Source organism: Stenotrophomonas maltophilia group sp. msm4 (genome assembly GCF_032025605.1).
Lineage (GTDB): Bacteria > Pseudomonadota > Gammaproteobacteria > Xanthomonadales > Xanthomonadaceae > Stenotrophomonas > Stenotrophomonas sepilia.
Window position 1 is genome coordinate 472,350 of record NZ_JAVSKK010000001.1, and the last position, 12,220, is coordinate 484,569.

At 64.3% G+C, this 12,220-nt stretch carries 8 protein-coding genes and 1 tRNA gene; all 9 read left to right on the forward strand.

The annotated features are described in order from the left end of the window. Positions 1–97: 97 nt before the first annotated feature. The 9 genes from ROV93_RS02200 to ROV93_RS02240 all read left to right on the forward strand — a co-directional run bounded on the left by ROV93_RS02200 (position 98) and on the right by ROV93_RS02240 (position 12,165). Positions 98–3,319, forward strand: a complete 3,222-nt coding sequence (locus ROV93_RS02200; RefSeq protein WP_072166746.1) for a carboxypeptidase regulatory-like domain-containing protein — start codon at positions 98–100, stop codon at positions 3,317–3,319. A gap of 253 nt (positions 3,320–3,572) precedes the next feature. Then, on the forward strand, positions 3,573–4,961 hold the full coding sequence (ppnN, locus tag ROV93_RS02205) for a nucleotide 5'-monophosphate nucleosidase PpnN (RefSeq protein WP_019659018.1): 1,389 nt from the start codon (positions 3,573–3,575) through the stop codon (positions 4,959–4,961). Between the two features lie 161 nt (positions 4,962–5,122). Continuing rightward, positions 5,123–5,638, forward strand: coding sequence for a GspH/FimT family pseudopilin (locus ROV93_RS02210; RefSeq protein ID WP_061478494.1), 516 nt, complete (start codon positions 5,123–5,125; stop codon positions 5,636–5,638). Then, entirely contained in the window at positions 5,635–6,108 is a 474-nt protein-coding gene (gene pilV, locus ROV93_RS02215) for a type IV pilus modification protein PilV (protein WP_049416379.1), read from the forward strand. The genes ROV93_RS02210 and pilV overlap by 4 nt, the downstream gene beginning before the upstream one ends. Positions 6,109–6,110: 2 nt before the next feature. Beyond that, positions 6,111–7,271: a PilW family protein gene (locus tag ROV93_RS02220; RefSeq protein ID WP_061478492.1), complete on the forward strand. Its 1,161-nt coding sequence runs from the start codon at positions 6,111–6,113 to the stop codon at positions 7,269–7,271. A gap of 2 nt (positions 7,272–7,273) precedes the next feature. Next, complete coding sequence (locus ROV93_RS02225; protein WP_072166745.1) at positions 7,274–7,789, forward strand: PilX N-terminal domain-containing pilus assembly protein; 516 nt, start codon at positions 7,274–7,276, stop codon at positions 7,787–7,789. Between the two features lie 11 nt (positions 7,790–7,800). Then, on the forward strand, positions 7,801–11,547 hold the full coding sequence (locus tag ROV93_RS02230; protein ID WP_312538510.1) for a PilC/PilY family type IV pilus protein: 3,747 nt from the start codon (positions 7,801–7,803) through the stop codon (positions 11,545–11,547). A gap of 38 nt (positions 11,548–11,585) precedes the next feature. Beyond that, positions 11,586–12,008: a type IV pilin protein gene (locus ROV93_RS02235; protein WP_061478489.1), complete on the forward strand. Its 423-nt coding sequence runs from the start codon at positions 11,586–11,588 to the stop codon at positions 12,006–12,008. An 80-nt stretch (positions 12,009–12,088) separates the two neighbouring features. Further along, a tRNA-Asn gene (locus tag ROV93_RS02240) sits at positions 12,089–12,165 on the forward strand. Positions 12,166–12,220 lie beyond the last annotated feature (55 nt).

The following is a 12,220-nucleotide window of genomic DNA, read 5'->3' on the forward strand; positions in this document are numbered from 1 at the left end:
TAGGGAACCCCAGATAACTCTCCGATCAGCCACCCGCAGGGCTGCTTGGATGCGCTTTTTTTCCGCCATCGCCAACTCGCATCGAGGCTACCGAAAAATGACCCACCCACTCCGGATGTCCAAGCTTACCCTTGGTCTCGTGGCTGCACTTGCTGCCGCTCCCGCCTTCGCCCAGAGCAGCACCTCCGCCGGTGTCGGCGGCCAGGTGATGTCCGCTGCAGGCCAGCCTGTCGCCGGCGCTGAAGTCACCATCACGCACACCGAGTCGGGCACTGTTTCGCGTGCCACCACCGATGCGTCGGGCCGATACAACGCGCGCGGCCTGCGCGTGGGTGGTCCGTACACCATCACCATCACCAAGTCCGGTGAAGGCACCAAGACCGAGGAAGGTGTCTACCTGAACCTGAACCAGGTCAACACCGTCAACGCCAACCTGGGCGGTGACCTGGCTGCAACCAACCTGGACGCGGTGAACGTTGTTGCCACCGCCGGCGGCCTGGACCTGTTCAGTGCCAACAAGATGGGCACCGGCACCAACGTGACCCGCGAAACGATGGATGCGCTGCCGTCGGCCAGCCGCAACATCCAGGACTACGTGCGTCTCGACCCGCGCATCTCGCAGGTCAGCAAGGCGGACGGCGCGATCTCGGCCGGCGGCCAGAATACCCGTTACAACGCCATCCGCATCGACGGCATCAGCGCCTCCGATCCGTTCGGCCTGGGTTCCAACAACCTGCCGACCGAGCGTCAGCCGGTGTCGATGGACGCCATCCAGGAAATCAACATCGACCTGGCCAACTACGACACCACCATCGCCGGTGGCACCGGCGCGGTGATCAACGCCGTGACCAAGTCGGGTACCAATGAATTCCACGGCACCGTGTACGGTTCGTACCGCGACAAGGACATGGTCCGCTCGCGCCTGGAAGGTGACAAGCAGGACTTCAACGGCTTCGAGGACGAGAAGACCTACGGCATGACCTTCGGCGGTCCGATCGTCAAGGACAAGCTGTTCTTCTTCACCAACTATGAAAAGTACGAGCGCTCGGCTGCCGGCGTCGCCCTGAGCGACACGCCGATCGGCCGTGGCACCATCACCCAGCAGCAGATCACCGACGTCCAGAACTTCCTGGGCAAGCTGGGCTACGACCCGGGCAGCCTGGCGGCGCCGAACAGCAAGACCGAGATCGAAGAGTATGCGGTCAAGCTGGACTGGAACATCAACGAGAACCACCGTGCGGCCCTGCGCTACAACAAGATGGAGCAGAACGTCGTTCGCTTCCCGCAGGTCAGCAGCAGCGCCATCTCGCTGAGCAACTTCTGGTACCAGCAGCCGACCCAGTACGAAACCTGGATGGGCGAACTGTTCAGTGACTGGTCCGAGAACTTCTCGACCGAGTTCAAGGTCTCGCACAAGGATTACTCGGCCAACCGCGTCCCGCTGGTGGACATGCCGCAGATCCGCATCAAGTCGGGCAACGATTCGCTGTACGTCGGTACCGAACAGAACACCCACGTCAACATCGTCGAGTCGAAGGAACTGAGCGCCTTTGGTGCCGGTACCTGGTACATCGGTGACCACACCGTCAAGTTCGGCTTCGATTACTCGAAGAATGACCTGATGAACTTCTACGGCCGCAACCTCAACGGCGTGTACGAATTCAACAGCGTCAACGATTTCCTGGCGGGCAAGGCTTCGCGCTACCAGCTGCGTGCTCCGCGCGCCGATGGCAGCCGCAGCGACATCCCGGCCGACTTCACCCTGAAGAACACCGGCGTGTTCGTGCAGGACACCTGGGCGATCAACTACAACCTGAACCTGATGTTCGGCGTGCGCATCGACATGCCTGACTTCAGCACCCAGCGCCTGTACAACCCGCGCATCGAGCAGCTGTACGGCTTCAACAACACCAAGCTGGTCGACAAGAACCTGGTGCAGCCGCGCGTCGGCTTCAACTACACCTTCGACAGCGATCGCCCGACCCAGCTGCGCGGTGGCGTGGGCCTGTTCGGCGGCGCCGCCCCGAACGTGTGGCTGGCAGGTGCCTACCAGAACACCGGCCTGAACTACATCGAGTACGACGAGCGCAGCATCCCGGCCGGTGCCTTCACTCCGGACGGCAACAACCCGTACATCCCGGCCGGTGGCCCGGCTTCGGCCCGTCAGAACGTCGACATCATCGCGCCGGGCACCCGCCTGCCGTCGGTGTGGAAGGCCAACCTGGCGTTCGACCATGAGCTGCCGTGGTACGGCATCGTCGCGTCGGCCGAAGTGCTGTTCACCAAGGTCAAGGACGGCATCTACTTCGACCGTCTGGACGTGTCGGCGCCGACCGCCTTCGGTCAGGATGGCCGCGCGATCTACTGGAACGCCGCTGGCCGCAACCAGGCCAATACCCGTATCGACAAGGGTGTCGACTACGGCATGTCGACCGGTACCAAGGGTGCGGTTGACCGCGCCAACCGTCCGTCCGACATCGGCGACGTTCTGGTCCTGCGCAACACCGACAAGGGCCGCGGCACCCAGGCCACCTTCTCGCTGGCCAAGCCGTTGACCGAGAACTGGGGCTGGTCGCTGGGTTACACCTACACCAAGTCCACCGAAGTCAGCCCGCTGTCCAGCTCGCAGAACACCTCGAACTGGAACAACACGCTGATCTTCAATGCCAACGAGAACGTGGCCTACAACTCGCGTTATGCGATGAAGGACCGCGTCACCGGCACCCTGGAGTGGAAGCACAACTTCTTCGGTGACAACGCCACCCGCGTCGGCCTGTTCTACGAAGGCCGTTCGGGCCGTCCGTACAGCTACATCTTCTACAACGATGCCAACGGCGACGGTGCTGCCACCAACGACCTGTTCTACGTGCCGAAGGGTCCGGGCGACGTGCTGTTCACCGGCGGTGCCGCGATGGAGAAGCAGTTCTTCGACTGGCTGGCGCAGAACCCGGAACTCGATGCCTACCGTGGCAGCGTGGTCCCGGCCAACCGCCACCGCGCCTCGTGGGTCAACAGCTTCGACGTCCGCGTCAGCCAGGAATTCCCGGGCTTCATGAAGGGGCACAAGGGTGAAGTCGCCCTGGACATCATGAATGTCGGCAACCTGCTGAACAAGAAGTGGGGCCTGATCGACGACTACGGCTTCTACTCGACCCGTCGCGTTGCCAACTACGCAGGTATCGATCCGGCCACCGGCAAGTACGTGTACTCCTTCACTGGTTCGACCGACAACCCGTCGGTGCAGGAAAACAACAACGACAAGGGCAACACCGCCGTGTCGCGTTGGTCGATGCAGCTGACCCTGAAGTACAAGTTCTGATCCATCAGCGCTTGAAGCGGTAAGTGGAAACGGCCGGGGAAACCCGGCCGTTTCCCGTTCAGGCGAAAGTCCTTGCAGGGCGTGGGGCAACGGCGTAGCATCCGGAAATGTGCGCGGTGCCAACGCCGCCGATGCGGTCCCGGAATGGCGGACGCGGGTGGCACACATCCAACGGTCGGGTTTCCCGGCCGTTTTGCTTTTTAAGGGGGCGGCAGTACAGTCGGAAACCTTGAAGGAAGCGAAAAAATTGGATATGACCACGAACGAAAAATCGGCCCGTGCACTGCCGGTGCAGGATGCCCGGATCTACCCGCGCGGTGGGCTGGATGTGCTGTCGCGGGCCGAGGTGGCACGCCTGCGCGATGCCTCCGCCGGCGGCATGCATGAGCTGCTGCGCCGCTGCGCGCTGGCCGTGCTGACCAGCGGCAGCGCCTCGGACGATCCGCGCGCCGCGCGCGATCTCTACCCTGATTTCGACATCCAGGTGGCGCAGCAGGATCGTGGCGTGCGCATCGATCTGGTCAACGCACCGGCGATGGCCTTCGTCGACGGCGAGATCATCCGCGGTGTCGCCGAACTGCTGTTCGCCGTCGTGCGCGACCTGGCCTACATGGCCATCGAAATGGGCCCGGCCTACGCGGCCGAGCTGGAGTCATCCGAGGGCATCACCAACGCGGTGTTCGGCCTGCTGCGCAACGCGCGCATCCTCAATCCGGGGGATCCGAACCTGGTGGTGTGCTGGGGCGGACACTCGATCTCGCGCGACGAATACCTGTACACCAAGCAGGTGGGCTATGAACTGGGCCTGCGCGGCCTGGACATCTGCACCGGCTGTGGCCCGGGTGCGATGAAGGGCCCGATGAAGGGTGCCACCATCGCCCACGCCAAGCAGCGCCGTACCGTGACGCGTTACATCGGCCTGACCGAGCCGGGCATCATCGCCGCCGAGTCGCCGAACCCGATCGTCAACCACCTGGTGATCATGCCGGACATCGAGAAGCGCCTTGAGGCCTTCGTCCGCATCGGCCACGGCATCATCGTGTTCGCCGGTGGCGTCGGTACCGCCGAAGAGATCCTGTACCTGCTCGGCATCCTGCTGCGCGAGGAGAACAAGGACCTGCCGTTCCCGCTGATCCTGACCGGCCCGACGGTAGCGGCACCGTACTTCGAGCAGATTGATCGCTTCATCCGCCTGACCCTGGGCGATGCGGCTGCCGAGCGCTACGAGATCATCATCGGCGACCCGGTGGCGGTTGCGAAGAAGATGGCCACCGGCATCAAGCGCGTGCGCGAGCACCGCCTGGCGCAGAAGGACTCGTTCTTCTTCAACTGGTCGATCGAGATTCCGTGGGAGTACCAGCAGCCGTTCGTACCCACCCACGAAGCGATGGCGGCGCTGGACCTGCACCACGGGCGTGCCCCGCACGCGCTGGCGGCCGACCTGCGCCGCGCGTTCTCGGGCATCGTCGCCGGCAACGTGAAGGAAGACGGCATGCGCCGCATCGAGCAGTTCGGGCCGTTCCAGATCCACGGTGACCCGGACATGATGCAGGCGCTGGATGCGCTGCTTCGCGCCTTCGTCGAGCAGCGCCGGATGAAGATCTCCGGCGAGTACCAGCCCTGCTACCAGGTGCTGGCCTGAACCCGGGCCGGCGTGATGGGGATCGCGCCGGCAATGGCAGGGGAGGACGGGTCGTCAAGCCTTTGACGCCCGTCGCCCCGGATTGACCGTTCGTCCTGCCGCCGCTTGCCGGTGGCGGGGCGATGGCCCATCGTGGCCACCAACACGCTGGGGAGCGTCCAATGTCTTTGCGCCGGCAAAACGGCTTCACGCTGGTTGAACTGATGATCACCATCGCCGTGGTGGCGATCCTGGCTGCGATCGCCTTTCCAAGTTTCCAGAGCACGATCCGTTCGAGCCGGGTGAGCTCGACCAACAACGAGGTCCTGGGCCTGCTCAGTCTTGCCCGCAGCGAGGCGATCCGCAGCAACCGCGGTGGCGGCGTCTGTGGAAGCAGCGACGGTGCCAGCTGTGATGGTGGCTGGTCGGGCGGCATGCTGGCCTTTGCCGATGCCAATGGCGACGGTGCGCTGTCGGCAGGTGAAACCGTCCTGCGCTTCGTCAGTGGCAATCCCAAGCTGAAGATCACTGGGCCGGCCACGGAGATCGCCTTTGACGGGCGCGGCCGTCGCCGCGCCAGCGCCGAGCAGGATGTACGGCTGGAGCCGGACGTCTGCAGCAAGGGCGCACTGCACAAGCGCACACTGACGGTGAACGCCTCCGGGCAGATCCGCAGCACTAAGGAAGCCTGTCCATGACCACCCGTACCTTCCGTGCGCGCCAGGCCGGGGGCTTCACCCTGCTTGAAGTACTGATCGCCATCATCGTGTTGGCGTTCGGCCTGCTGGGTTTTGCTCTCTTGCAGACCATGAACGTCCGATTCGTGCAGAGCGCCAATTATCGAACCCAGGCCACCAACCTTGCGTACGACCTGACCGAGCAGATGCGCAGCAACCGCTTCCAGGCGGCCTGGTACACCGGCGCGTCGTTCGCGGCAGGCAGCAAGACCGCCGCCACCGCGTGCACCAGCGATACCGGCGACGTCTCCATTGAAAAGAAGATCGCGCGCTGGCAATGCCAGGTGGTGAAGGCGCTGGGCGACGATGCAGGCGCCGATGTCACCTTCAATGGCGGCGTGGTCAATGTGGCGATCACCTGGGGCGACCAGCGCTGGGATCCGGATGACCCGGACAAGGCCACCACCTTTGCATTGGCTACGGAGCTGTGAGCATGCGCCTGAACCGACGTGCCACCATGGCCGGCCTGTCGCTGGTGGAACTGATGATCGCCCTGGTAATCAGCCTGGTGCTGATGCTGGGGGTGGTGCAGGTCTTCATGGCCTCGCAGGCTGCCTCGCGCCTGTCCGAGGGGGCCTCGCGCGTGCAGGAGAACGCCCGTTTCGCGCTGGATTTCCTTGAGCGAGACATCCGCATGGCCGGGCACATGGGCTGCGTGAACGACCAGGCCCACGTGGTGAAGAACCAAGGCGATCCGGTATCGCATCTGGGTGCATCCTCGGGCGATGGCAGCCCGCTTGATTTCAGCGTTTCCATCCAGGGCTTCGATGCACCGGGAACCGCGCCGGGCGGGAGGCTCGCACTCGGGGCGACATGGTCCGCACCGTCAGCGTTGCCGGCAGCGATCACCCGGCTCAGCCCTGCGCCGGCAGGCGGAAGCGATGTGCTGGTACTGCGCTACCTGGCCCCTGAGGGGGTGCCGGTGACCGGCATTTCGTCCAGCGGCGGCAATGCGCTACTGGACATGGACAGCACCCGGGTGGCCAGGCTCACCTCGGGGGGCGTGGCGGCACCGACCTTGTTCGGCATCGCCGACTGTGCCCATGCGGACATCTTCGCCGGTACGTTGAGTGCGGCACGTGTGACCGCGCCCTCGCTGGACCTGTCGCGCTATGCCGCGCAGCCGACCGGGCAGACGATGCTCTATCGCGCCGAGTCGATGGTCTATTACGTCGGCATCAATCCGGAGACCGGTCAGCCGGGCCTGCGTCGTGCGCGCGCCAACAGTGCTGGCGCCTATGCGGTCAATGAAGAACTTGTGGAAGGCATCGAAAGTCTGCAGCTGCTGTATGGCCTGGACAGTACCGCCAACATCAGCCTGGGCACGCCGCCGGCCGGCAACATCACCCGCCTGGCCGCCGCGACTGGCGTCAGCAGCAACGCTAACGCTGCCGGTGCCGCGCAGTGGCTGCGGGTGGGGCAGGTGCAGGTGGGGCTGCTGGCACGCAGCCCGACGCCGTCGTCTTCGAGCACGCCGGCCAACCCGCTGTCGGTACTCGGCGTTGGCTTTGCCAGCAGTGACAAGCCTGACGGCCGCTACCGCTCCAGCTATGAAGTCTCGATTGCACTGCGCAATCGCCTGTTCGGGAACTGATCATGACGACCTTCTCACGTTCGTTCAGGCCCGCCTCCGCTCGCACCCAGCGCGGCGCCGTGCTCTATGTCGCGTTGATCATGCTCATCCTGCTGGCGCTGCTCGGCATTGCGGGCATGCAGGTGGCCGGCATGCAGGAGAAGATGGCAGCGAACTACCGCGCCGCCAACCGGGCCTTCCAGAACTCGGAGGGCGTGGTGCGTGCGGCCGAACGCTCGGTGGAGAAAATCGCCAACCGTCAGGATGTGGGGAACGACAGCCTGGTGCAGTCCAGCACTCTGTCGCGGGTCTGCGATGACGGCTTCGATCCGGCCATCTGGGCCGAAAGCCGCCGCAACCAGACGCGTCCTGCGGTCAATGTCCGCCAGATTGACAGCTGTGTGATGGGCGAATCGTCGCTCGACATGGGCCGTCCGCTGGAAGACGTCACGCCGATCTACCAGATCACCGGCTTCGCGACCGACGATGCCGATGCGAGCTCGTCGTCGGTGGTCATCGATACCGTATTCAAACTCTGAGGACGCAGGCCATGGCTTCGCGCAAATTCCGTTTCATGGCCGCAGGCGGCGCCGCACTGGCGCTCGGGGGCGGCTATGTCATCTACAGCCTGATGGCGGCCCAGGCCCAGGGCACGCTGGCGCAGGCGCCGCTGAACATCCAGGTGCAGACGCCGCCGGCCTTCCTGATGGCGCTGGATGATTCCGGCTCGATGCTGTGGGAAACATTGAACAACACGCGCGATGGCGTGTACCGCTGGGATGGCAGTGGCTTCTACAACCAGGGTGCCGTCAACGGCTACGATGGGTCTGGGCAGCGCTACCTGTACGTCTTCCCCAGCTATGGACGCGACGACCAGGCGGCCATCCCGCCGCTCGACAGCTTCGGTTTCGCCCGATCACCGGACGTCAACCCGTCCTACTACGACCCGCGTGAGATCTATCCTGGCTGGAAGACCGGCTTGTCCGATACAGCCCTTGCCAACTATCTGGACATCAGGGCGTCCAGCGCGCCGCTGGACCCGCGTCCGGGCAATGCACCGAACAAGATCGCTGGCGCGCTGGACCTGACTGTGGACTCGCTGCTGACCAGCATGGACACCGGCGGGCGGACCGGCGCGAACTGGCGCTTCCGCTTCCGTTCCGGCATGACGCTGCCGGTCGGAACCCGTATTGAGCGTGGGCGATGCAACCTGAGCGGGGGGGCTGTCCGGCAGGAAGGCTCGTTCGACAACGTGACGCGCCAGACTACCATCAGCAGCTCAAGCTGCGATGCTGCCGTCGGCTTCTATCCGGCTACGTTCTTCCTGGCAGATCCGTCTACGCTGCCGGCGGAATATGGGTACACCGCGGCTCCTGTTGCCGTTGCAAATCCTCCGGGCGGCCGGCCGGGTACGTTGTACAAGTACGAAATCAAGCTTGCGAACTTCGGCAACAATCAAGCGAAGTACAACGCTGCCATGCAGAGCTTCGCCAACTGGTTCAGCCTGTACCGGACGCGACGCGAAGCGCTGATCGGTGCGGCTACGAATGCGCTGTACGACACGACTAATCTGCGCGTGGGCTGGTTCCGTATCAATGGCCCCCGCGCGGTGACCATGTTCAACATGACCAACGAGCCGGAGAAGCAGCAGCTGCTCAGCCAGATCATCGGCGAAATGCGTGCCAGCAGCAGTACGCCCAATCGTTCCGCCGCACAGTACCTTGGCGAACAATTCCAGCGCACGGATCAGAACGCGCCGGTGCTCCTGTCATGCCAGAAGAATGCGGGCATGCTGTTCACCGATGGCTATATCAATGAGTCCGGCAACACGACGCTGATGAAGGATCTCGTAGCGCCGTACTACAACAGTTCTCTCGTGCCGGGCAAGGAGACCAATTCCGTGCCGGTGCCGGCCGAGTGCAAGGGGCCGAATCCAAATCCGTCGCTGGATTGCAAGACCCACCTGCATATGAATTTCTACGGCGTGACGCTGGGCACGCAGGGCAAGGAGTTCGGCGTCCGGTACCTGCCGGATCCACTGCGCCCGTGGGTGCTCAGCCCGGACCCGTACGTCGTCAAGCCCAACTTCCCGACGACGACGCAGGACCTCAAGCCCGAGGCCGTTGATGAGCTGTGGAACGCGGTCTATGACACCCGTGGCGAAATGGTCAACGCCACGCGCCCGGCCGAAATCACCGCAGCCATGCGCCGTATCATCAGCAACGTCGCCCAGGGCGCCACGCCGTCCGGCTCGCGTTCGCTGACCGGCGCACGCATCGGCGTCGGCTCGTTGTCGGTGGAGCCGTTCTACGAGGCCACCAACAACGGCACCGACTGGTACAGCAAGTTGCGCGCCTTCAAGCTGAGCGTCGAGCCGTCCACCCGCAAGATCGTTTCGGAAGAGGCCTGGGAAGCATCTGCGAAGATGCCGGCGCCTGCATCACGCCGCATCCGGTTCTGGCGCAACGGCGCGCTGGAAGACTTCACCGGCAGCAATGTCAGCCTGGCCAATCTGTGCACCAAGTCGTCGACGCTGTATCCGGGCATCCTGATCTGCAGCGCGTCCGAGCTGGCTGGCCTAGCCACCGATTCCGCCACGGCCGTGGCCTACCTGCGTGGTGAAACCTCCAGCGAGAAGCGCAACGGCGGCAAGCTGCGTGATCGCAGCACGGTACTTGGCGACATCATCACCTCCACCCCGGTGCTGAGTTCGCCTCTGGATGACTATGGGTTTGGCCGCCTTCCGGGCACGATGGGCAGCAGTTACGCCGCCTACATGACCACCAAGCGCAATGGCCGCCGCTACATGGTCTACGCCGGCGCCAACGACGGCATGTTGCATGCCTTCGATGGTGGCATGGGCGCCGACGGCCAGATGGACGCCGACGGTGGCAAGGAGCGGTTCGCCTACATTCCCTCGACCGCGTTGGGCCACATGGGCAACCTGTTGCTGCCTAACGACCCCACCAACCAGAACGCCCAGCGTTTCCAGCACCGTTACTACGTCGATGGCCCGGTGACGATCAGCGACACCTACGGCAGCAACGGGTGGACCACGTCACTGGTGGGCACGGCCGGTGCCGGCGGCCGCAGTGTGTTCGCGCTGAATGTGTCCGATCCGGGCAACTTCGGCGCCACCGGCTCCCTGCTGTGGGAGATCAGTGACCTCGACGCTTCGCTTGACGATGCTGTGCGCGCCAACATCGGCCATGTGCTGGGCAAGCCGGTGATCGTGCCGGTGAAGAACGCCGACGGTTCGGTGGGCTTCAAGGCGATCTTCGGTAACGGCTACGAGAGTAGGAGTGGCAAGGCGGTACTGTTCGTGGTTGACATGGTGGCAGGCCGCACGCCGACCATCCGCATGATCGAGGCGATCGAGTCGGGTACCAACCTGCCGTCGGGCAGCAACGGGCTGGGCAACATCGTGGTGGTTGATCGCTGGGGTGGAACCGGGCAGAACGCGCGGGTGCGCGATGGCCTGGCCGATACGGTCTATGGCGCCGACAAGCGTGGCGTTATCTGGAAGTTCGACCTGCGCGGGACTACCGCGCCAACCGTACCGTTGTTCACCACCAATACCCATGTCGATCCCGCCGACCGCCGGACATACCGCCAGCCGATCACCGGTGGCATGACGGTGACCACCGGGCCGTCCGGTGGCGTGATGCTGATCTTCGGCACCGGCAGCTTCTCCTACTACGGTGACGAGAACGATACGGCGGTGCAGGCGTTGTACGGTATCAACGACACCGCAGCGGGCCAGCCGACGACGACGCTGACCTCGGCAAACCTGAGCTCGTATACGGCCGAGATTGGTTCCGGCGTGCGGACATTGCGTGGCGGGACCGTGCCTACGGTCAGCCGCGGCTGGACCGTGGTGCTGGCCAACAAGGAGCGTGCGGTCGGTAATCCGAGGATCGTGTCCGGCGTGGTGTTCTTCCCGACCTATATTCCGTCCGACGCTCAGGGTTGCTCGGTGGACGGTGCGAACTGGCTGCTCGGCCTGCAGGCCAGCACCGGCCAGGCCGCGATGTCGCAGGTGCGCTTCGGAGCCCCCGACGGCCGATCGCCGGGGGCGGGTACGGCCGGCGTTGCTCTCAACACGGGCGGCAACGCGCCGGTGAGGGACGTGACGACGTCGGTGGTGCCGCGCTTGGCGCCGCCGGACAGCACTCCCGGCAATCCGCCGCCGCAGCCGCCCGGTGAGGCGTGCCTGATGCAGATCTCGGTGGCCGGTGCTGATCCGATGTACCTGCCATACCCCTGTGGCCGCCAGTCCTGGAGGCAGATCCAGTGACCGGCGTCCATCCTTCCCCGGCAGCAGGAGCCCGTGCAATGCGCCAATCTTTCGCGGCGGGTCGCCTGGCCCGCGGTTTCACCCTGATCGAGCTGATGATCGTGGTGGCGGTCGTGGCAATCCTCGCCGCGATCGCCTACCCGAACTACAGCGAACATGTGCGCAAGTCGCGACGGGCCCAGGCTAAGGCCGACCTGGTCGAATACGCACAGTTGGCCGAGCGCTTCCACACGGTCAACAACACCTATGTCGGTTTCAAGTTCCCGGGCAACGCCGATTCGATCAACTCCCCGCGCGAGGGCGGCACGGCGGCCTACACTCTGTCCATGCAGACCGCGCAGTCGACATTCACCTTCACCGCCACCGCGGTCAACGCGCAGGCGAAGGACAAGTGTGGAAACCTGACGCTCAACCAGGCCAACGTGAAGACCGCCAAGACCACGCTGTCCGAGTGCTGGTGACACTGCCGCAAACAGAGAATGCAAGCATGTGAACGGGAGTGTTGCACTCCCTGTTCGACGTGATTACAATGCGCGTCCCCGCCCGAATAGCTCAGCCGGTTAGAGCACTTGACTGTTAATCAGGGGGTCGTTGGTTCGAGTCCAACTTCGGGCGCCATATGCATCATGTACTTAGGCCGCGCATCGTCGCGGCCTTCGTCTTTTGTGGGCTC

Bases quoted from the DNA above. Each gene is read 5' to 3' on its own strand.
- ppnN (WP_019659018.1), top strand. From the start codon at position 3,573: ATGACCACGAACGAAAAATCGGCCCGTGCACTGCCGGTGCAGGATGCC.
- ROV93_RS02235 (WP_061478489.1), top strand. From the start codon at position 11,586: ATGCGCCAATCTTTCGCGGCGGGTCGCCTGGCCCGCGGTTTCACCCTG.
- ROV93_RS02210 (WP_061478494.1), top strand. From the start codon at position 5,123: ATGTCTTTGCGCCGGCAAAACGGCTTCACGCTGGTTGAACTGATGATC.
- ROV93_RS02225 (WP_072166745.1), top strand. From the start codon at position 7,274: ATGACGACCTTCTCACGTTCGTTCAGGCCCGCCTCCGCTCGCACCCAG.
- ROV93_RS02220 (WP_061478492.1), top strand. From the start codon at position 6,111: ATGCGCCTGAACCGACGTGCCACCATGGCCGGCCTGTCGCTGGTGGAA.
- ROV93_RS02200 (WP_072166746.1), top strand. From the start codon at position 98: ATGACCCACCCACTCCGGATGTCCAAGCTTACCCTTGGTCTCGTGGCT.
- ROV93_RS02230 (WP_312538510.1), top strand. From the start codon at position 7,801: ATGGCTTCGCGCAAATTCCGTTTCATGGCCGCAGGCGGCGCCGCACTG.
- pilV (WP_049416379.1), top strand. From the start codon at position 5,635: ATGACCACCCGTACCTTCCGTGCGCGCCAGGCCGGGGGCTTCACCCTG.